Here is a 20,418-nt window from a genome sequence, read left to right on the forward strand (position 1 = left end):
AACCGTTGAATTCTGGCCGCGCAGTATGCGACTAAAAGCATCCTGTACGACAGACCGGAGACACAGTTAAGCTGGCCTTACTTTGTTGGAGCAAATCGCATGCTGACCCTGGGAAATATCTTTGTGCTGATGCTAGTGGCGGCGGCTGCCGCCTGGGTGTGGCACAACCACGGCTTGCGCGAGCGTGCGCTGGAGAGGGTCAAACAGCATTGCGCCAAGCTCGACATCGAATTGCTCGACGGCGCCGTGGCCTTGAAACGCATCGGCTTCGTCAAGGACGCCAGCGGCCGCCGGCGTTTGGCGCGGGTCTACAACTTTGAGTTCACCGTGACCGGTGAGGCCCGCCACCCTGGCACCATCACCCAGTTTGGGGCCCACAGTGCGCAGATCGAACTGGCGCCCTACCCGTTTGAAATAAAGACCCCGCCGCCCAGCGCCGAAGTGATTGAACTGAGCCAGTGGCGTCAGGAGCACGGCAAGAGCCGTCACTGACGGCAAGCGGCCAGGGCCTTTTGCAGTTCTGCCACGTCCTGCTTTTCGCTGAAGATCAGCTCGATGCGTGAGTCCCGGCGCCATTCGCTGGGCTGCCAAGTGAGCATGGTGTTATCCACAGCGTTGGCCGAAACCCAACCATCGGCGCTGTGGATAACCAATTTGGCACGGCGCCAGTCCAGGCCCTGCAACCATTGCCGCAGCAACGCGGGATCGAACTGCTGGCTCGGGTGCCAGCGCCAACCGATGCTCCAGCCGCCTGCCTGCGCCTGGTGCAGGCAAATCGGCACGCACGGATCGCTCCAGATTGCCGGGATTTGCGTCAACCCCTTGGGCACTTCAAAGTTATCCACAGGCGCTCCGGCCTGTGCGCCGAATCCTGGCAGCCGGCCCCATGGCAGATGCGCCTGCCGAGTCCAGTAAACCTCGCAGGCCGGTAACGTGTTTTCGATAACGCTGCGTTGCGCGGCATTCAGCCCTTCTTCCTTGTTCAGCACCAGCAACCCGGCACTGGCCAATGCCTCGCGTTGCGCGTCGGGCAACGGTCTGCCTGCCGCCAGTGCCTGGGCATCCAGGACCAGCACACAAGGCTGGACGGCCAGCACGGTTTGCCAGGGCGCCTGGCGCAACTGCGCCAGCAATTGCGCCGGGTGCCCCAACCCTGAGGGTTCGATAAACAGGCGGTCCGGCTTGGCCTTACGCAGCAGGCGGCCTAGCCCTACCTGGAACGGCGCACCATTCACACAGCACAAACAGCCACCGGCCACTTCGCCGATGGCAATACCGTCGTCATCCAGAGTCAGCAGCGCAGCATCCAGGCCAATCTGCCCGAACTCATTGATCAACACCGCCCAACGCTCATTGGCCGGGCGCTGGGTGAACAGGTGCTTGATCAAGCTGGTCTTGCCAGCCCCCAAGGGGCCGGCAATCACATGCGTGGGAATATTCTGCAGCATCGTGGACATTATTCAGGCCGTGTAGAGACGATTGATCCTACCCGGTTATGCCAGCCAATCCAGCGTCAGAATCAGCCGTCGTTCATTGGCGGCCAGCGCCGGCGAACGATGAATCAAGCCGTAGCCTTCATTGCCACGCCACTTTTCGCCTTTGAGCAGGGCGACTTCACCGCAGTGGATTTGTTCGATGCGCTCGGTGGGCTCCGCGTCCGCCTGACTCAACTGACGTCGGTCCATCACCCCTTCGCGCAACCATTGGCTGCCGATACCGGCATAGGTGGTGATCAAGCGCACGGGCACATGATCGACGTGAAAACGCGGGCACATGGCCTTGTCCAACAGCCTTAACCGCACGCCAATACGCTTGGCGCCCAGCAGGCAGGCAAAGGCGCTGACCAGCCATGCCACATCGGCGATAAACCCGTCGTAGCCCTCAAGGTCACGACAACCTGCGGCCAAGCCCTGCAAGTTGGGCTCAGCATCTTCACTGTCCAACTCAACCACCAGCGATTCTGCCAGCGGCTCGTTCAGCGAGACCAGCAACGCACCAAACTCGGCGATATGCAGCGGCAACTGACGCTGCCACAGCGCCAGGTTCACCCCGTTATCGAGGATATCGGCGAGCGCCAACGGGGTTTCACCACGGGTCTGGCGAATCACCGGGCGCAGTTGAATCACAGGGGCCAACATCAGGCGGCTGCCTCCTCATACCAAGGGCCAAAAGGATCGACCAGCAGGCGCCAACCTTCGACGCCCTGGGCCATTTCATCGTCGGTCAGCAGGCACGCGTCCAACTCCGCGCGCAGGCGCACGAAGTCGATGTTCTGCCCGATAAACACCAGTTCCTGGCGGCAATCGCCGGTGCTCAGTTGCCAGTTCTCCATGATCGCCGCGACGCTTTGCTGGTCCTCGGGCCATTGGCTCTTGGGCACAAAGCGCCACCAGCGACCAGCAAAACCATGGCGCATCAAGCCACCGGCCTGGGACCAACTGCCGGCGTCGCGATGTTTGCTGGCCAGCCAGAAAAATCCCTTGGAGCGCAGCAGCCTGCCGTTGACCCACGGGCGGTCGATAAAGTCGAAAAAACGCTGGGGATGGAATGGCCGGCGCGCCCGATAGGCCGTGGAGGCGATGCCATATTCTTCAGTCTCCGGCACATGTTCGCCACGCAGTTCCTGCAGCCAGCCCGGCGCCTGGGCCGCGCGCTCGAAGTCAAAACGCCCGGTATTGAGGATCTCGGCCAGCGGCACTTCGCCCATGACCATGGGAATGATGCGCGCCTGGGCATTCAGGCGTTCAAGGATGGCCACCAGTTCTTCACGTTCGTGGCTGCTGATCAGGTCGATCTTGCTGATAAGGATGACGTCGGCAAACTCGATCTGCTCGATCAACAGGTCGGTGATGGAACGTTCATCATCTTCACCCAGGGTTTCGCCCCGTGACGCCAGGCTGTCGGCGGCTTGGTAGTCGAGCAGGAAGTTCATGCCGTCGACCACGGTGACCATGGTGTCCAGACGCGCAATGTCGGCCAGGCTCTGACCGTTTTCATCGCGAAAGGTGAAGGTTTCTGCCACGGGCAGCGGTTCGGAAATGCCAGTGGATTCGATTAGCAGGTAATCGAACCGACCCTCCCTGGCGAGCTTTCCGACCTCAACGAGCAAGTCTTCGCGCAAAGTGCAGCAGATGCAGCCGTTGCTCATTTCCACCAGTTTTTCTTCGGCGCGATTGAGGCTGACGTCGCGCTGTACCGCAGCACCATCAATGTTGATTTCGCTCATATCGTTGACGATCACCGCCACTCGCAGATTTTCGCGGTTGCGCAGGACGTAATTGAGCAGCGTGCTTTTACCGGCGCCGAGAAAGCCGGACAGCACGGTTACGGGTAGACGGTCGGTCATCGGGTGTTCCTCATCAGGTTGGCCGGTCAAATCGCCCGTTGATGGCGTTCGCGCAGCTCTTCACGTTCTTTGGCTTCAATACACAGGGTGGCCGTGGGCCGCAGCAACAGGCGCTTGAGGCCAATCGGCTCGCCTGTCTCACGGCACCAGCCGTACTCACCACGGGCGAGGTGCTCAAGGGCCTCGTCGATCTTGTCCAGCAGCTTCTTTTCCCGCTCCAGCAGACGCAGTTGCCATTGGCGCTGTTCTTCGGCGCTGCCGACATCGGCGGGATCGCTATGGGGCTCCTGCTCGCGCAGCACGATGAACTCGGCTTCGATGCGCGCTTGCAGGTCATAGCGCTGAGCCAACAACAGCTCGCGGAAAAAGGCCTGCTGGGCCTCGTTCATATAATCAGCAGGTGGTTGAGCGAGCAGGTCTTGTTCAGTCATCAGGTCGGTTCACGGGTCAGGCTGTATTTTGATGTTATAGTATAACAATGCAAATAAGCTAATCCCCTCTTGCCCGTCACGACGAAGGGCGCAATCCTTGAACGCCTCCAGGCCCCGAGAAACGCGATGAAATCCCTGTTATGGGGTGTGTTGCTGCTGGTAGCGACCCAGGCCGGCGCCCAAGTAGCCAGCCCCCTGGCCACATGCACCCGCAGCGCCACCCTGCTGGCCTGTGTCGATGCCCAGGGCAATGCCTACAGTGTCGCGACCGCAGGCAACACCACGTATTTGCGCGGATTCGAGGTGATCGGCAAGCGTTACTGGGCGCAGACCAATAGCCGCTACGGCCAATTGACGTTCTTTACCGGTCTGGCCTCAGACGGTGAGGCGTGGGTCGGCTACACACGGCGTGTGGGCTGGACCACGATCAACCGGTTCTCCAGTTCCGGAGGCTCCAGCGCCAAGTTCACCTGCAGCCGTATCAGCGGGTGCTAGAGCGATCGTAGAAAAATCATCGTCGATCTAATTGTTATACTATAACATGTCAGATTATCTCCAACGATGGACCTGCTCATGAATGCGCTGACTCTGCCCGATATCGCCGCGCAGGCTTCTCGCCAAGCCTTGCCCCTCGACTGGGTGGGTATGTGCGGCATTGCTCTTCCCATCCTGATCGACGGCCAACGTTTGAGTGCCAAGGCCGATGCCGGCGTGAGCCTGGATGACGGCGAGGCGCGGGGCATTCATATGTCGCGCCTGTACCTGGCGTTGGAAATGCTCGAGCAACAAGACCTGCAACCGGCGCTGCTGCGTCAGGTGTTGCAGCGATTTCTCGATAGCCATGAAGGGTTATCGAGCAGCGCCTACCTGCGGATTCACACCGATTTGCTGCTCAAACGCCCGGCGTTGGTCAGCCCGCTATCGGGCTGGAAGACTTACCCGGTGACCATCGAAGCGCGTCTGGAAAAACAGATGTTCCACGTGGAACTAAAAATTGACGTGACCTACTCTTCCACCTGCCCATGCTCTGCGGCCCTCGCCAGGCAGTTGATTCAACAGCAATTTGTCGATCACTTCGGCCACAAGTCGTTGCAACACGAAGATGTAGTGGCCTGGCTTGGCAGTGCCAATGGCATCGTCGCCACGCCCCATAGCCAACGCAGCAGTGCGCTGTTGCAGGTCCATCTGCAACCGGACGTCCAAGCCTTGCCCCTGACGGCCTTGATCGACCAGGCCGAAGCAGCCCTCGGCACCGCCGTGCAAACCGCTGTAAAGCGCGCCGATGAACAGGCGTTCGCCCTCGCCAACGGCCAGAACCTCATGTTTTGCGAAGACGCCGCGCGCCGCCTGAACCTGGCACTGAAACGCTCGGATGCGGTGCAAGCCATTCAACTCAAAGTCATCCACGCCGAAAGCCTGCACGCCCATGACGCCGTGGCCGAAAGCCATTGGACGAGAGGCACCTCGGGCACCCCATGAAACTGACGATGCTCGACCTGGAAGCGGCAGCCGTGGGTAGCCGTTTTCCCCTGGCCCCCGTATTGGATGCCCTGCCGTGGAACAGTGACGGCCTGATCGCCGCCATCGCCCAGCAACACGGCAGCGGCGCAGTGTTGATGCTGGCCTGGATGAACCGCCAGGCCCTCGACGAGACCCTCGCCAGCGGCCAGGTCTGCTACTGGTCACGCTCGCGCCAGCAGTTGTGGCGCAAAGGCGAAAGCTCTGGCCACCAGCAGCAGTTGATCGAAGCACGCCTGGATTGCGACGGCGATGCCGTGTTGCTGATCGTCGACCAACAAGGTCCTGCCTGTCACACCGGCCGACCCACCTGTTTTTACAACGCTATCGAAAACGATCAACTGCACATCATCACCGCGCCTCTCAAGGAACCTAAAGCATGATCCGCAAGAATCCTTCCGGCGATCTGCCGGTCATTGCCGAGTCGGCCTACGTCGATAAAACCGCGATCATCTGCGGCAAGGTGATCATCGGCGAGAACGTATTTGTCGGCCCCTATGCGGTGATCCGCGCCGACGAAGTCGATGCCACCGGCGACATGGACCCGATCACCATCGGCGCCAATTCCAATATCCAGGACGGCGTGGTGATCCACTCCAAATCCGGTGCGGCGGTGACTATCGGCGAGTTCAGCTCCATCGCCCATCGCTCGATTGTCCACGGCCCCTGCACTGTCGGCGACCGGGTGTTTATCGGCTTCAACAGTGTGCTGTTCAACTGTGTGGTCGGTGATGGCTGCGTGGTGCGGCATAACTCGGTGGTCGATGGCCGCGACTTGCCCGCCGCGTTCTATGTGCCGTCCACCACGCGCATCGGCCCCAACACCGACCTGTCGCAGTTCCCGCCCGTGAGCGTCAGCGCATCGGAGTTTTCCGAAGACGTGGCGCGTACCAATGTCGACCTGGTGCGCGGCTACAAAGCCCTGCAAAACGAGTTCTAAACATGAGCCGCTTGCTGATCCGCAACGCCCGCCTGGTGAATGAAGGCCAGGAATTCGATGCCGACGTGCTGGTCGCCAACGGCCGTATCGAAAAAATCGCCGGCAGCATCCAGGGGCAAACGGCCGAGATTGAGATTGATGCCCAAGGCCAATGGCTGCTGCCGGGCATGATCGACGACCAAGTGCATTTCCGCGAACCTGGCGCGCCGGACAAAGGCAGTTTTTACAGCGAGTCCCGCGCCGCAGTGGCCGGGGGCATTACCAGTTTCATGGATATGCCCAACACCCAGCCCGCGACCTTGACCCTGGAAGCTCTGGCCGACAAAAAACGCCGCGCCGCACTGCACTCGGTAGCCAATTACGGGTTTCACTTTGGTGTCAGCAACGACAACCTCGACACCGTGGCTGCCCTTGATCCGCGGCAGGTCGCCGGGGTCAAAGTGTTTATGGGCGCCTCCACCGGCAATATGCTGGTGGATGATCCACGCGTCCTGGAGCGTTTATTTGCAGAGGTGCCGACCATTCTCCTCGCCCATTGCGAGCACACGCCGAGCATCCAGGCCAATGAACAACGCTTGCGAAACCGGTTTGGCGAGGCGATCCCCGCCGTCGCCCACCCGCTGATTCGCGACGCCGAAGCCTGCTATCGGTCCTCATCCCTGGCCGTGGAGCTGGCGCGCCGCCACGGCACGCGCTTGCATGTGCTGCACCTGACCAGCGCCCGGGAACTGTCGTTATTTGAAGATAAACCGCTGGCAGAAAAACGCATCACGGCAGAAGTGTGCGTGCACCACTTGCTGTTCGACGACCGCGACTACGCCCGCCTCGGCCACCAGATCAAATGCAACCCGGCGATCAAAACCCGGGCCGACCGCAATGCCCTGCGCCTGGCACTGCTGAGCAATCGCCTGGATGTGATCGGCACCGACCACGCACCTCATACTTGGGAGCAAAAACAGCGGCCATACCGCGAGGCACCAGCGGGGTTACCCCTGGTGCAACATGCGCTACCGGCGTTGATGGAGTTGGTGGCGGACGGCCTGTTGCCCCTGACCACATTGGTAGCGAAAACCAGTCATCGCGTTGCCGACCTGTTCGCCATTCCCGACCGGGGGTACCTGCGCGAGGGCTACTGGGCCGACCTGGTGCTGATCAAACCCGAGCCCGAAGGCAAACCGGTGAGCAGCCAACCGATCCTCGCCCGCTGCGGCTGGACACCCTTTGCCGAGCGCAGCTTTCGCCATAGCGTCAGCACTACTCTGGTGTCAGGCCATGTGGCCTGGCACCAGGGGCAGGTGATCGACAGTTGCCAGGGGCTGCCCCTGCATTTTCTGCGCTAAAACCCAGGAGCCGTTCAGGCCCGGGGTTTGACCGTGCCACAGTCGTTGCCCAGCCACTGTGCATGGGTGTCGAGGCTGCCGTTCTGCTGCACGCCAGTGGCATTGAAAGTACCGTTGACCGTGGTGGTGAACGCCTTCTGGCTCTGGAACGTGGCCACGCCAGTGCCCTGGGCTTTCGGGCAACTGAAGCGGAATTTCCACTGGTTGCCGGTCTTGTCTGTGACCTCTTGCTTGCAACCCGATTGCGGGTCGGTCAGCGGGATGGAATCAGAGGCCACCTGGGCCGGGGTCAGGCAGACCTGCACGCCCTTGCCAGCCATGGTGATGCCTTGTTTTTCCAGCATTGCGCGTTGTTCCGGGGTCATCTGTTGCTTCAGTTGACCGAGGATCAACGACAAGTCCGGCAGATTCTGGTTATCGACTTTCATATTGCTGGTGGTCAATTCCCACAAGCCCGGCGCCAACATCTGCGCCTGCGCTGCCACCGGCAGCGTCAAACCAACAACCATGGCCAAACCAAGCAGACGAGCATTCATCGGGTAACTCCTGGGTAATTGTCGGCGTTAGACGTCGTAAAGTGGTCGGCGTTGCATGCTCAATAAAATAGCGACAATCGCCGCCGAACATGGTCTGTTACGCATTGGATTGTCAGGAGTACCGTTGCCCATGGATTTCTTCGGCCCGCACTTGCTTGGCTACTTCATCGCAACCCTGCATTTTCTCGGCTCGCTGGCTGCCCTGCACGCGGTGCTCACCGTGCGTACCGCCCAAGGCTCAATCGCCTGGGCACTGTCGCTGATGTTCATGCCGTACCTGACGCTGATCCCCTACCTGATCTTTGGCCGCAGCAGCTTCGACGCCTATATCCAGGCGCGGCGCCAGGCCAACCAGGAAATGCACAAGGCAATCACTGAGTTGAATTGGCGCCCTTGGGTCGAAGAAGCCCTGGCTGCACGTAACTCCCAGGCCTACGCCTCCCTGCGCGCCATGCCCAAGCTGGGACGCATGCCGTGCCTGGCGAACAACCAGGTGCGTTTGCTGGTCAATGGCGACGCCACCTTCAGCGCCATCTTCGACGCCATCCGCGCCGCCAAGACTGCCGTGTTGGTGCAGTTCTTCATCATTCATGACGATGAACTGGGGCGCCAATTGCATGCACTGCTCAGGGCCAAGGCCGCCGAAGGTGTAGCCATCTACGTGCTGTATGACCGCATCGGCAGCCACTCCCTGCCCCACCGCTATGTGCAATCGCTACGCGATGCCGGGGTGCAGATCAAGGCGTTTGCCACCCGCAGCGGCTGGCTCAATCGCTTTCAGGTGAATTTCCGCAACCACCGCAAGATTGTCGTGGTCGATGGCCTGACCGGTTTTGTCGGCGGGCATAACGTCGGCGACGAATACATGGGCAAGAAGCCGCCGCTCGCCCCCTGGCGCGACACCCATGTGCAAGTCAGCGGCCCCGTGGTGGCGTGCCTGCAAGAATCGTTTGCCGAAGACTGGTTCTGGGCCGCGCGCGAACTGCCGCCGCTGATCCTGCCCGATACCTATGCCGATGACGGCGTGCTCTGCCAATTGCTGGCCAGCGGTCCGGCGGACCCGTATGAAACCTGTTCGCTGTTTTTCGTCGAAGCCATTCATGCGGCGACTGAGCGGGTGTGGATCACCAGCCCGTATTTCATCCCCGATGAGGCGGTATTCGCCGCGCTGCGCCTGGCGGTGTTGCGTGGCGTGGACGTGCGCTTGCTGCTGCCGTCACGCCCCGACCATCGCATTGTGTATGCCGCCTCCAGCCTGTACGCGATTGAAGCGGTGCGCGCCGGGGTCCGGGTGTTCCGCTACAAACCGGGTTTTTTGCATCAGAAAGTGGTGCTGGTAGATCGGGAAATCAGCGCCATCGGCAGTGCGAACCTGGACAACCGTTCGTTCCGCCTCAACTTCGAAGTGATGTTGCTGACAGTCGACGAAGCCTTCGCCAGCGAGGTGGAACACATGCTGCTGGATGACTTCGCCCAGGCCCACGAAACCAGCCAGGAAGAAAGCCAGCAGACCCGCCGCCTGCAGCAACTGGGCATGCGCGTGGCGCGGCTGATTTCCCCTATCTTATAAATTGCGCCGGACAGAAGGTGGGAGCTGGCTTGCCAGCTCCCACACTCAGCCATCGGTTGGCTCAGCGGTAGAGATCTTCCCGCGTCCACGGCAACTCATGGCTGCCATCGGCATGGGGCTTGACCGCCAGGATCTGGTGCAGGTTGATCCACCCACGCGCAAACGCATAGGCGCAACCCGCCAGGTACAGGCGCCAGATACGCAGTGCCTGGGCCGGGACCATTTTTGCCGCCGCCTCCAGGTTGTCTTCCAGGCGTTCGCTCCAGTGGTCGAGGGTGCGTGCGTAATGCAGGCGCAGGCTTTCCACGTCGACCACTTCCAGGCCGACTTCGCTGATTTCGGCGCTGATCATCACCAGGTGCGGCAGCTCACCATTGGGGAACACGTAACGCTCGATAAACTCGCCGGCACCGCGCCCCACCGGGCGGCCATCGGTATGTTTGGCGGTGATGCCATGGTTGAGCACCAGCCCCCCTTCACGCACGGCGCCGAACAGGGTCTGGCAGTACTGCGCCAGGTTGGCGTGGCCGACGTGCTCGAACATGCCGACGCTGACGACTTTGTCGAACCGCCCGTCCTGGGGCAGGTCACGGTAGTCGAGCAATTTCAACTCAACCAGGTCTTCCAGGCCCTCAGCGATTACCCGCTCCTTGGCCAGTGCCAATTGTTCCTTGCTCAGGGTGATGCCGAACACCTTGACCCCGAACTCGCGGGCCGCATACCGCGCCAACCCGCCCCAGCCACAACCGACATCCAGCAGGTACTCCCCAGGCTGCAGGCGTAGCTTGCGGCACAGGTGGCGGAATTTGTCTTGTTGGGCTTGGTCGAGGGATTCGCTGCCGGTCTCGAAGTAACCGCAGGAATAGGCCATGTCGCGGTCCAGCCAGAGCTGGTAGAACTCGTTCGACAGGTCATAGTGGTAGGAAATCGCGGCCGCATCCGTAGCCTTGTCGTGAATCGAACGCACCGGGCCGGCGTGCTCGTCCTCCTCGAGCAGGGCGTGGCTCAATTCGTCACACACCCGGATTACATCGCTGATCGAGCCTTCCAGCTCCAGCTTGCCTTCAACGAAAGCAGCGCCCAGGGAATCGAGCGTGGGGTGGGTCAGTTGCGTCACCATCACCGGATCCTTGACCACGATGGTAACGCTGGGCTCCGGGCCCAGGTTGAATTCATGGCCATCCCAGAGTCGCAGACGCAGCGGTAGCTGAAGATTCTGTAAGGCCGGTGGAAGTTGCGCGAGCATGAGTAGTCCCCCCTTGTTTCAGACGTCCGAAATGAGGGTAGACCATCCACAAAAAGTAGCAGGCTATCGGTTCGATAACGCCCTTTTATGGTGCCCGACGTTGCAGCAAACCGTCCTCAACCCACTGTTTCAACCACGTGACAGCTTGCAGCGGCGCGCCCTCTTGATAAGTGACTGCCAATTCCGCGCACAGTTCTGAAAAACTCCACCCGCTGTCGGCCATCCCGGCCAGGGCGTACGCCTCGGCAGGCTCCAGGCTCCGGTAACGGCACACCTGTTGGTGACGCCAGATCAGGCACACCTCGGCCAGCGGCAACGCCTGGCTACCGGGAAACCCAGCCTGCGCCTTGACCGCACGCCAGATCTGCAGGCTGTTGAAGCGACACAGCACTTGCTGCACCGCCGGCGTCCACTCAACCTGCAATAACGGCCAGGCCTCGGGCGCCAGCCGGGCCATGTCTTCAAGAGTCAGGGGTTGGCCCGCAGGCGCATCAAACGCCAGGGTAAAGGCCCATTCCAGGCGCGCCAGCTCCACCAGGGGGGCGGCTTGTTCGGCGACCAGATGCTCGTCGATAAAGTCTGCAAACCGTTGCCCCAGCCAGCGCAGGCTGAAATGCGTGGATGGATAGCACTGCACATAGGCCACCACCAGCCCGGCAAACTCGTCGTCCCCCAGCCAATGCCACACCGCCGGGAAATCCCCCTGCATCACTTCCAGCAAACGGGCCCGATAGGCGTTGTGGTAGATCGCCAGGCCGGTGTCGACATCCAGTGTCGGGCCACCGATCAAGGTGCCGGCAAAGCCAGTGTCGTCGGCGTCTGCCAATAAATGCCGTTCAAACGCCAGTTGCCAGTCGGTCAGGCGCATAGCGACCTCCGGGCCAAGGCATCCGCCCCCAACTCACGGGCCTTGCCCAACTCGTCGAGCAGCTCGGCAAACGGCGGGAAATGGTCATCGCGCTCCAGCAACGTCGCCACTGGCCCCAGGTGTTCCAGTGTCTGTTGAAACAGCTGCCACACCGGATCACACACCGGATGGTCATGGGTATCGACCACGTAGTCGCCGTAGTCCATATGCCCGGCCAAATGCAGTTGGCGGATGCTCTGCGGCGGCAGGTTGCGGATAAAGGTCCAGGCGTCGAAGCCATGGTTGCGCGAACTGACATACACGTTGTTGACGTCCAACAGCAGCTCGCAACCGCTGAGGTGGCTCAAGGCGCTGAGAAATTCCCACTCGGTGAATTCATCGGCCTTGGATCGCACATAGCTGGAGACATTTTCCAATACCAGCGGCCGCTCCAGCACCGCCTGTACCTGCCGCACACGGGTGGCGACGTGGTAGAGACTTTCTTCGGTGTAGGGCAGCGGCAACAAGTCATGCAGTTGATGGGCGTTGCCCCGGCTCCAGCACAGGTGATCGGAGACCCATGCCGGCTTGACCCGGTCGGCCAATTGCTTGAGTTGCTTGAGGTAGTCCCTATCGAGGGCATGGGGGCCGCCAATGGACAGGGACACCCCATGCATCACCAGCGGATAACGCTCGGCGATGGCGTCCAGGTAGTACAGGGCCTTGCCGCCCTGGACCAGATAATTCTCGGAGACGATTTCGAACCAGTCCACCTCCGGCGACTGCTCGATGATGTGTTGATAGTAATGACTGCGTAGCCCCAGGCCGTAGCCCAGGCAAGGAACCGATACCGACATGACGAACTCCTGGAAAGTGTCCGCAGCGACGTGCACACCGCTGCGGGATCACGTATTCGCGGTTACTCGCCGACTTTGCCGCCAGCCGCATCGCAAGCGGCCTTGGTCATTGCCTTGAAGCCATGGCCCTTGCAGACAGCCTGGCCTTTGCAGGCGTTTTCAGCGGTCTTGCAGTCGTTCATGCCTTTGCAGGAGGTCACGCCGTAGCAATGCACGTTCGCCTCATCGGCGGCCTGCGCCTGGGTCGCGACACCGGCAAACATCGTGGCGGCAGCAATGGCCAGGGCAGCACCGGAAACAGCGTTCTTGAAGTTCATTGTGGTATTCCTCATGGGTCTGTAGGGGGTCGGCTGAACGGTTTGTCCAGTCCCGACACAGCACTAGAGTGAGGTGCCGCAGGGGCGTTACAGCGCCGTGAAAATTTTCCTGGTTTCCTGAACCGTTGTAGGAGCCATCACTAGTGCGCACCGCGATTTATCGTCACACTCACAGCAGATTTTTCGTGGGATCACGGACAAGGAAGCGTCACCCTCATGATTTCGATCTATCAGCTCAAACCGCGTTTTCAAAACCTGCTGCGGCCCCTGGTGCAGCGCCTGTATGACAACGGCACCACCGCCAACCAGATCACCGTGCTGGCCGGGATCGTGTCGTTGCTCGTCGGCCTGCTGATCGCGGGGTTCGCCCAGCACGCCTGGGTGTTCGTACTGATCCCGCTGTGGATGATCCTGCGCATGGCCCTCAATGCCATCGACGGCATGCTCGCCCGGGAATTCGGCCAGCAATCACGCCTGGGCGCCTACCTCAATGAACTGTGCGACGTGATCGCCGACAGCGCGCTGATCCTGCCATTTGCCCTGCTCCCCGGGGTCAGCCTGGCGCCGGTGTTGCTGGTGACGCTGCTGGCGGTGTTCAGCGAATACGCCGGCGTACTCGGGCCGATGGTCGGTGCCTCGCGCCGCTACGACGGGCCCATGGGCAAGAGTGATCGGGCGTTTGTCCTTGGCGTACTCGCCACCGGCGTGGCCCTGGGCTGGCTCGGCGCCGGCTGGGTCGACGGGGTGATGTGGCTGGTGGCGGCATTGCTCGCCTACACCCTAGTCAACCGTGTGCGCCAGGGCCTCAAAGAACAATCCGACATCTCTCCGACGGCATAAGGATCTTGCGATGCGCGAACAGCAACAGCACACCTTCAGTACCCATGACGGCGTAGAGCTTTTCTATCGGCATTGGCCCGCGACCAGTGCCACCGGGCCTGAGCCACGCCAGGCGATCCTGCTGTTCCATCGTGGCCACGAGCATTCCGGGCGCATTGCGCACCTGGTGGACGAGTTGGACCTGCCACAGTTCGATTTCTTCGCCTGGGACGCCCGCGGCCATGGCCAGTCCCCCGGCGAGCGTGGCGACAGCCCGAGCTTTGCCACCAGCGCGCGGGACGTGCAGACCTTCTGCGACCATATCGGCGCCACCTATGGCATCGCGCCAGAAAACCTTGCAGTGATCGCCCAGAGCGTAGGCGCAGTGATTGCCGCCACCTGGGTCCACGACTACGCCCCGAATATCAGGGCCCTGGTGCTCGCCTCCCCGGCGTTCAAGGTCAAGCTCTACGTGCCCTTCGCTCGCCCGGGCCTGGCGCTGATGCGGCGCTTTCGCGGCAATTTTTTCGTCAACAGCTACGTCAAGGCCAAGTTCCTCAGCCATGACCCCGAGCGTGTCGCGTCCTATGACACAGACCCACTGATCACCAAGGCGATCTCGGTAAATGTGCTGTTGGGCCTGTACGAAGCGGCCGACCGCGTGGTCGCCGATGCCCAGGCGATCCAGGTGCCGACCCAACTGCTGATCTCCGGCTCGGACTTTGTGGTGCACCGCAAACCCCAGCAACAGTTCTTCGAGCGGCTTGGCAGCCTGAAAAAGGAACTGCACATCCTGCCCGGCTTTTTCCACGACACCCTCGGCGAACGTGACCGCGCCGTGGCACTGGCCAGCGCCAGGCGTTTTATCCTGCAAAACTTCGCGCACCCGCTGGACCGCGCCAGCCTGCTGGACGCCGACAAGATCGGCGCGACCTGCGCCGAATCCGAATCCCTCGCCGCGCCGCTGCCGCACAACTCCCTGCGCGACCTGTACTGGCGCATGACCCGCGCCAGCATGGGCCTGGGCCGCAAGCTGTCCGAGGGCGTGAAGCTGGGCTTCGACACCGGCTTCGACTCGGGCAGTACCCTGGACTACGTGTACCGCAATACCCCCACCGGCAAGGGCGCGCTGGGGCGGATGATTGATACCAACTACCTGAACTCCATCGGCTGGCGCGGGATTCGCCAGCGCAAACTGCATGTTGAAGAGTTGTTGCGCCTGGCCATGGCCAAGCTGCGCGACGACGGGCGCGAAGTGCGTATCGTCGACATTGCCGCAGGGCATGGTCGGTACATTCTGGAAGCCTTGCAGGGCGTTTCGCCGCTGCCTGAGTCAATCCTGTTGCGCGACTACAGCGATATCAACGTGCGCGACGGTGGCGCGCTGATCCGCGAGAAAGGCCTGGGGGAGATTGCGCAGTTCGTCAAAGGCGATGCCTTTGACCGGGCCGACCTCGCCGCACTGGCGCCCACGCCGACACTGGCAGTGGTGTCCGGGCTGTACGAACTGTTTGCCGATAACGCCATGGTCGGTGGTTCCCTGGCAGGGCTGGCCGAAGCCGTGGAGCCCGGCGGATACCTGGTGTACACCGGCCAACCGTGGCACCCGCAACTGGAACTGATCGCCCGCGCCCTGACCAGCCATCGCCAGGGCCAGGCCTGGGTGATGCGCCGTCGCAGCCAGGCGGAAATGGATCAACTGGTGGAAGCCGCGGGCTTTCGCAAGATCACCCAGCGTGTGGATGAGTGGGGCATCTTCAGCGTGTCGCTGGCGCAGAAGATCTGACCATGCGCGAACCAGGTCTCTTCAAACCAGCCCTGCTCTGGCTGCTGCTGTTGGCGCCGCTGTTTTTCAGCACCTACGGCTTAGCCACCTGGGTCACCAGCCAGCGCAGCGACGTGGGCACCCTGGTATTCGGCTGGGAAACCCATATGCCGTTCTGGGCCTGGACCATCGTGCCCTACTGGTCGATCGACCTGCTCTACGGCTTCTCCCTGCTGCTGCCTAACAGCCGCCATGAGCTCAAACAACATGCCCTGCGTCTGCTCAGTGCGCAGGTGATTGCCGTGAGCTGCTTCCTGCTATGGCCGCTGCGCTTCACCTTTGAGCGCCCGGAAATGGACGGCGTGTTCGGCTGGCTGTTTGCGGTACTGGCCGGGTTCGACAAACCGTTCAACCAGGCACCCTCGCTGCATATCGCTTTGCTGGTGATCCTGTGGGTGATGTACCAGCGGCATAGCCAAGGCCTGTGGCGCTGGCTGGTGCATGGCTGGTTCGCGCTGATTGGCATTTCGGTGCTGACCACTTACCAACACCACTTTATAGACTTACCCACAGGCGCCCTGGCCGGCTGGCTGTGTGTGTGGCTATGGCCGGTGGATCAACCCAGCCCGCTGTTGCATGCGCGGCCGGCCAAAGACCCGAAACGTTGGCGCCTGGGGTTGCGCTACGCCATGGGCGCCCTGGTGCTGACGATAGTGGCCTTTACCGGGGGCGGTGCCTGGCTATGGCTGCTGTGGCCTGCCGTCGCGGTGTTGCTGGTGGCGCTCAACTACTGGCTGCTGGGCGCCGCAGGCTTTCAGAAACGCGCCGATGGCCGCCTCAGCCCGGCAGCACGCTGGCTGTATGCGCCTTATCTCGCGGCGGCGTGGCTCAACTCGCGGCTGTGGACGCGCAAGCATCCGCAGCCTGACCGGGTTGTGGATAACGTGTGGTTGGGGCGAATTCCGACGCCAGCGCAGCTGAGTTCTTTCAATGCGGTGGTCGATCTGTGTGCCGAATTGCCTGTTTATCCACAGGGCCGCGCTTACCATGCCCTGCCCGTCCTCGACCTGACCGCACCCACACCGGCACAGTGCCTGGAGGCGGCCCAAGCCATCGAGCGCTTGCGCGAGCACGGCCCGTTGCTGGTGTGCTGTGCCCTCGGCTATTCCCGCAGCGCCAGCGCCGTGGCCGCCTGGCTGCTGCACAGTGGACGGGCGGCCACGGTGGACGAGGCACTGGCTATTATTCGTACAGCACGATCGGATGTGGTCCTGCATGCCGATCACCGCCAAGCCTTGGGAGCACTGCCCTATGCCCGCTGATATGCAACTCCAGGTAGTCGCCAGCCTGCTGCGCCGCGGCCGTTCGCTGGATCAGTTATCCACAGGCCTGACCCTGCTCGGGGTACTGTTTGGCCTGGCGCAATTGTTGATGGTCAGTATCACACCGATCTGCCTGTTGCTCAGCCTGTGGATGATTATCCTCGGGCTGCTGCAAAAGTACTGGGCGCTACGGGTGGCCTTCGATGCCGACCTGTTTGCGCTGATGGCCAAGGACATAGAACGCACCAGCGAGCTGGACCAGACTCTGCAAACCCTGGGCCTGCAACCCGCCAACCGCGCAAGCCGGCCCTGGACCGAACGCCGGCGTGGCGCCCTCAAATTGCTGCGCAAACAGGCCTACCTGCTGGGTGCGCAAGTGTTACTGACATTGGCCGTCATCCTGGCCAGCCCGTGGCTGCCCTTCGCCGGATAAGGAATCCTTATGTTCGAACCCCTGGTCGCGACCCTGATTACCTCCATGGCCCGCACAGTGACCGGCGCCCGCAGCCTGTGGCTGGGCTGCGCCCCAGAACCCGTGCAGCGCATCTACTTTGCCAACCACAGCAGCCACGGCGACTTTGTGCTGCTGTGGGCGTCGTTGCCGCAGAACCTGCGCAAGGCCACGCGCCCGGTGGCCGGCACCGACTACTGGAACAAGAGCGCACTGCGCCGCTACATCATCAACCGGGTATTCAACGGCGTGCTGATCGACCGCGAACGCAAAGACCCTGTGGATAACCCGTTGCAACCGATGCTCGAAGCCCTGGAACACGGCGATTCGCTGATCATTTTCCCCGAAGGCACGCGCAACCTGGAGGATGGCCTGCTGCCCTTCAAGAGCGGCCTGTATCACCTGGCAAAAAGTTACCCACAGGCGCAACTGATCCCCGTGTGGATCGCCAACCTCAACCGCGTGATGCCCAAGGGCCGTGTGCTGCCACTGCCGCTGTTGTGCACCACCAGCTTTGGCGCACCGCTGCAGCTTGCAGACGGTGAAGACAAGGCCCTGTTTCTTGCCCGCAGCCGCGACGCCCTGCTCGCCCTCGCCCCGGAGCATTCCTGACATGGATAGCCAAACCCTGATGTTGTTCGGCGGCATCGGCATGATCCTGGTGCTCGCCTCGCTGATCGGCCTGATTCTCAAGCTGCGCACCCGTGGCACACCCAATGCGGTGATCGACAACCTCAACGCCCGCATCAATGCCTGGTGGGTGATGGTGGTGGTGATCGGCGTCGCCTTCTGGCTCGGCACCGGTGCGGTAATCCTGCTGTTCTACGCCGTGTCGTTCTACGCCCTGCGCGAATTCCTCACCCTCACGCCCACCCGCCGCAGCGACTACCCCGCACTGGTCGCCGCGTTCTACCTGGCGCTGCCCCTGCAATACCTGCTGATCTACTTTGACTGGTACGGCCTGTTCTCGATCTTTATTCCGGTCTACGTGTTCCTCCTGCTGCCCATCCTTGCCTCGCTGGGCGGCGACAGCACGCACTTCCTGGAGCGCGCATCGAAAGTACAGTGGGGGCTGATGATCGCGGTGTTCTGCGTCTCCTTCGTACCCGCCCTGCTGACCCTCGACATCGTCGGCTACGAGGGCCGCAACCTGCTGCTGATCGCCTACCTGGTGATCGTGGTGCAGCTCTCGGACGTGTTGCAGTACGTGTGCGGCAAACTGTTCGGCAAACACAAAATCGCGCCCAACCTGTCACCGTCGAAAACCGTGGAAGGCTTTGTCGGCGGGATCCTGCTGTCCTCCCTGATCGGCGCCGCACTGTGGTGGACCACCCCGTTCAACCCCTGGCAGTCATTCCTGATTGCGCTGCTGATCAACCTGCTGGGCTTTGCCGGCGGGATTGTGATGTCGGCGATCAAGCGCGACCGAGGGGTGAAGGACTGGGGGCATATGATCGAAGGACACGGCGGGATGCTGGATCGGTTGGATTCGGTGTGTTTTGCGGCGCCGATTTTCTTTCATTTGGTGCGGTATTGGTGGACCTGAGTCACACCGATCCAAAGGCTAACGACGCTCCCAAAGAGAGCTAAAACTGTCGCGAAGAGTGCCCGTATTTCGGGGCCTGCCGCGTCGTATAGAGGAACCGCAAAACAGCTGCACCCAGTAATCACACGACATCCACGTACATTTGATGGAACCGCTTGCGGCGAGCCTCTGGGTCGGACCAAGGAGCAGGGTTCGGCATTACCCGCGTTATGTCTTAACATGGTCGGTTGCCCAAAGAGCCGTCATGGCCAAAGCCATGACGGGCTTCCATCCTTTACAAGTAAGTGTGATGAAGATGAACAAGCCTTTCATTTCGCTGTGCCCTGAAATTACTCGGGCGCACGCGCTGACGCTGATGGATTGGTTGGAGGATGAACGCGTCACCTGCTATCTGAGCGATTCGCGTCATGTCTCCCGCTCCATCGAGCAAGTCATCGATCGGACTCAATCGCCGATCCTGACCCATCTATTCAACCAGGGCGGCCGATTCTTCATGGCCTATGACCGACATGACGCCCCGGTGGGCTTTGTCCGTCTGATCAAGACCGGCTCAGATTGCGAGATAGTCCTGGTCATCGGAGACAGCGATAAATGGGGCCAGAACCTTGGCGCCCGCACGATTCGCGAAGGCATGAAACTGGCCTTCCTCGACATGCGGGCCAAGAAGCTCATCGCCAAGATCCACCCGGACAACGCGCGCTCGCTGAACGCCTTTCTACGCAGCGGCTTTCTGCTTGAAGGCGAAACGCCGACATTGAAGTCATTTTCCATGACGGCGGGGCGCTATCTCCAGTTCTTGCGCGAAGGTGCCGCTGGCGACGCCACCAGGATCTACATTACGGAAATCGACAAGGCCAGGCTCGAAAGCCTAATCGCGCTCGAGCAAGGCCCGACCGTTGTTGAACTCGAACATGAGCTTGAACGAGCCATTGTCGTCAAGCCGCAGCAGGTGGCGTGCAATGTCGTCACGATGAACTCTAGAGCCTTGCTGCAACTGGACGAAGAAGAGATCGAAGTGGCCTTGGTCTACCCTGAAGACGCGGACAGCACCGCAGGGAAGCACTCCGTGTATTCTGACATCGGCGCCGCCATCCTGGGCTATCAGGAGGGGGACGCCATCGACTGGCGAATTTCTGATCGGACCCGTCGGATTGAAATCAGGAAAGTGCTTTACCAGCCCGAGGCGGCGGGCCACTTCCACCTGTAATTGCACCTTTTGCTAGGAGCTGTAAGGAGAGAAGGACGTCGTTTGGAGCCCCGAGGGGCCCCAAGCGGGACAGTTTTCAATCCTGAAACCATGCCCTTGAAATTAGAGAATTCAAACTGTCGCAGGAGGCCCTCGTTTTTTGCGGCCTGTGGGGAAGCGCAGATGAGGCGCGGGAAGAAATTCGCAAGTCAGTAGCTGCGTATACCCCCAACCAGGTTTCACTCCAGATTGAATTCATCAGCCGGGAGTAGGAACTGAGGAGCACGTGATTTGCTTCTCAGTCGCTCGGAACATCAAATGTCGAGGGAACCACACGCATGGAAAAGTCGATGGCTTATGTTGCGCACGACTCAACTCGAT

General features: G+C 61.2%; 23 protein-coding genes. 14 read left to right on the top strand and 9 right to left on the bottom strand.

Annotation, left to right across the window (positions count from 1 at the left end; genetic code table 11):
* Positions 1 to 99: 99 nt before the first annotated feature.
* The gene (locus JFT44_RS04905; RefSeq protein ID WP_057440575.1) at positions 100 to 492 is read left to right on the top strand and encodes a DUF3301 domain-containing protein; all 393 of its coding nucleotides are present in this window, start codon (positions 100 to 102) and stop codon (positions 490 to 492) included.
* Here the strand turns inward: JFT44_RS04905 and JFT44_RS04910 are convergent.
* Genes JFT44_RS04910 through dksA form a run of 4 tightly spaced genes read right to left on the bottom strand, consistent with a single transcriptional unit; the run spans position 486 to position 3,777 of the window.
* Positions 486 to 1,448, bottom strand: a complete 963-nt coding sequence (locus JFT44_RS04910) for a CobW family GTP-binding protein (protein ID WP_198830414.1) — start codon at positions 1,446 to 1,448, stop codon at positions 486 to 488. The genes JFT44_RS04905 and JFT44_RS04910 overlap by 7 nt on opposite strands.
* 45 nt (positions 1,449 to 1,493) lie before the next feature.
* Positions 1,494 to 2,138 (bottom strand): DUF1826 domain-containing protein, encoded by a 645-nt coding sequence (locus JFT44_RS04915; RefSeq protein ID WP_057440577.1) that lies wholly within the window; start codon positions 2,136 to 2,138, stop codon positions 1,494 to 1,496.
* Positions 2,138 to 3,346 (bottom strand): zinc metallochaperone GTPase ZigA, encoded by a 1,209-nt coding sequence (zigA, locus tag JFT44_RS04920; protein ID WP_186625693.1) that lies wholly within the window; start codon positions 3,344 to 3,346, stop codon positions 2,138 to 2,140. The genes JFT44_RS04915 and zigA overlap by 1 nt, the downstream gene beginning before the upstream one ends.
* Positions 3,347 to 3,372: 26 nt before the next feature.
* Positions 3,373 to 3,777, bottom strand: coding sequence for an RNA polymerase-binding protein DksA (gene dksA / locus JFT44_RS04925; protein ID WP_057961215.1), 405 nt, complete (start codon positions 3,775 to 3,777; stop codon positions 3,373 to 3,375).
* 126 nt (positions 3,778 to 3,903) lie between these two features.
* Between dksA and JFT44_RS04930 the strand changes: the two genes are divergently transcribed.
* From JFT44_RS04930 to JFT44_RS04950, 5 genes are all read left to right on the top strand, one after another.
* Positions 3,904 to 4,272 (top strand): glutamine synthetase, encoded by a 369-nt coding sequence (locus JFT44_RS04930; protein ID WP_128593105.1) that lies wholly within the window; start codon positions 3,904 to 3,906, stop codon positions 4,270 to 4,272.
* A 78-nt stretch (positions 4,273 to 4,350) separates the two neighbouring features.
* Positions 4,351 to 5,256 (top strand): GTP cyclohydrolase FolE2, encoded by a 906-nt coding sequence (gene folE2, locus JFT44_RS04935; RefSeq protein WP_198830402.1) that lies wholly within the window; start codon positions 4,351 to 4,353, stop codon positions 5,254 to 5,256.
* Positions 5,253 to 5,678: a phosphoribosyl-AMP cyclohydrolase gene (gene hisI / locus JFT44_RS04940; protein ID WP_198817633.1), complete on the top strand. Its 426-nt coding sequence runs from the start codon at positions 5,253 to 5,255 to the stop codon at positions 5,676 to 5,678. The genes folE2 and hisI overlap by 4 nt, the downstream gene beginning before the upstream one ends.
* Entirely contained in the window at positions 5,675 to 6,235 is a 561-nt protein-coding gene (locus JFT44_RS04945) for a DapH/DapD/GlmU-related protein (protein WP_115129320.1), read from the top strand. Before hisI ends, JFT44_RS04945 begins: the two co-directional genes overlap by 4 nt.
* Positions 6,236 to 6,237: 2 nt before the next feature.
* Positions 6,238 to 7,575: a dihydroorotase gene (locus JFT44_RS04950; RefSeq protein ID WP_057961217.1), complete on the top strand. Its 1,338-nt coding sequence runs from the start codon at positions 6,238 to 6,240 to the stop codon at positions 7,573 to 7,575.
* 14 nt (positions 7,576 to 7,589) lie between these two features.
* On the opposite strand, the gene JFT44_RS04955 is transcribed toward JFT44_RS04950, so the two are convergent.
* Entirely contained in the window at positions 7,590 to 8,111 is a 522-nt protein-coding gene (locus tag JFT44_RS04955; RefSeq protein ID WP_057961218.1) for a DUF3617 domain-containing protein, read from the bottom strand.
* 130 nt (positions 8,112 to 8,241) lie between these two features.
* On the opposite strand from JFT44_RS04955, the gene cls reads away from it, so the two are divergent.
* Positions 8,242 to 9,681, top strand: a complete 1,440-nt coding sequence (gene cls / locus JFT44_RS04960) for a cardiolipin synthase (protein ID WP_057961219.1) — start codon at positions 8,242 to 8,244, stop codon at positions 9,679 to 9,681.
* A 61-nt stretch (positions 9,682 to 9,742) separates the two neighbouring features.
* On the opposite strand, the gene cfaB is transcribed toward cls, so the two are convergent.
* The 4 genes from cfaB to JFT44_RS04980 form a co-directional block, all read right to left on the bottom strand.
* On the bottom strand, positions 9,743 to 10,927 hold the full coding sequence (cfaB, locus tag JFT44_RS04965) for a C17 cyclopropane fatty acid synthase CfaB (protein ID WP_120734377.1): 1,185 nt from the start codon (positions 10,925 to 10,927) through the stop codon (positions 9,743 to 9,745).
* An 85-nt stretch (positions 10,928 to 11,012) separates the two neighbouring features.
* Positions 11,013 to 11,795, bottom strand: a complete 783-nt coding sequence (locus JFT44_RS04970) for a DNA-binding domain-containing protein (protein ID WP_057961221.1) — start codon at positions 11,793 to 11,795, stop codon at positions 11,013 to 11,015.
* On the bottom strand, positions 11,786 to 12,631 hold the full coding sequence (locus tag JFT44_RS04975) for a DUF692 domain-containing protein (RefSeq protein ID WP_057961222.1): 846 nt from the start codon (positions 12,629 to 12,631) through the stop codon (positions 11,786 to 11,788). Before JFT44_RS04975 ends, JFT44_RS04970 begins: the two co-directional genes overlap by 10 nt.
* A gap of 62 nt (positions 12,632 to 12,693) precedes the next feature.
* Positions 12,694 to 12,948 (bottom strand): hypothetical protein, encoded by a 255-nt coding sequence (locus JFT44_RS04980; RefSeq protein WP_057440587.1) that lies wholly within the window; start codon positions 12,946 to 12,948, stop codon positions 12,694 to 12,696.
* Positions 12,949 to 13,164: 216 nt separating this feature from the next.
* Between JFT44_RS04980 and JFT44_RS04985 the strand changes: the two genes are divergently transcribed.
* The 7 genes from JFT44_RS04985 (at position 13,165) to JFT44_RS05015 (ending at position 20,058) form a co-directional block, all read left to right on the top strand.
* On the top strand, positions 13,165 to 13,788 hold the full coding sequence (locus JFT44_RS04985; RefSeq protein WP_057961223.1) for a CDP-alcohol phosphatidyltransferase family protein: 624 nt from the start codon (positions 13,165 to 13,167) through the stop codon (positions 13,786 to 13,788).
* Positions 13,789 to 13,798: 10 nt separating this feature from the next.
* Positions 13,799 to 15,553 (top strand): bifunctional alpha/beta hydrolase/class I SAM-dependent methyltransferase, encoded by a 1,755-nt coding sequence (locus tag JFT44_RS04990; RefSeq protein WP_057440589.1) that lies wholly within the window; start codon positions 13,799 to 13,801, stop codon positions 15,551 to 15,553.
* A 2-nt stretch (positions 15,554 to 15,555) separates the two neighbouring features.
* Positions 15,556 to 16,854 carry a phosphatase PAP2/dual specificity phosphatase family protein gene (locus tag JFT44_RS04995; protein WP_057961224.1) on the top strand — a complete coding sequence of 433 codons (1,299 nt, stop codon included), beginning with the start codon at positions 15,556 to 15,558 and terminating at the stop codon, positions 16,852 to 16,854.
* On the top strand, positions 16,844 to 17,287 hold the full coding sequence (locus tag JFT44_RS05000) for a hypothetical protein (RefSeq protein WP_057961225.1): 444 nt from the start codon (positions 16,844 to 16,846) through the stop codon (positions 17,285 to 17,287). The genes JFT44_RS04995 and JFT44_RS05000 overlap by 11 nt, the downstream gene beginning before the upstream one ends.
* A 9-nt stretch (positions 17,288 to 17,296) precedes the next feature.
* Positions 17,297 to 17,917: a 1-acyl-sn-glycerol-3-phosphate acyltransferase gene (locus tag JFT44_RS05005; RefSeq protein WP_057440592.1), complete on the top strand. Its 621-nt coding sequence runs from the start codon at positions 17,297 to 17,299 to the stop codon at positions 17,915 to 17,917.
* 1 nt (position 17,918) lies between these two features.
* On the top strand, positions 17,919 to 18,851 hold the full coding sequence (locus JFT44_RS05010) for a phosphatidate cytidylyltransferase (protein WP_115129328.1): 933 nt from the start codon (positions 17,919 to 17,921) through the stop codon (positions 18,849 to 18,851).
* Between the two features lie 244 nt (positions 18,852 to 19,095).
* Positions 19,096 to 20,058 carry a bifunctional GNAT family N-acetyltransferase/nucleoside diphosphate kinase regulator gene (locus JFT44_RS05015; protein WP_169989914.1) on the top strand — a complete coding sequence of 321 codons (963 nt, stop codon included), beginning with the start codon at positions 19,096 to 19,098 and terminating at the stop codon, positions 20,056 to 20,058.
* Positions 20,059 to 20,418 lie beyond the last annotated feature (360 nt).

This window comes from Pseudomonas sp. MF5691, assembly GCF_016405645.1.
Lineage (GTDB): Bacteria > Pseudomonadota > Gammaproteobacteria > Pseudomonadales > Pseudomonadaceae > Aquipseudomonas > Aquipseudomonas shahriarae.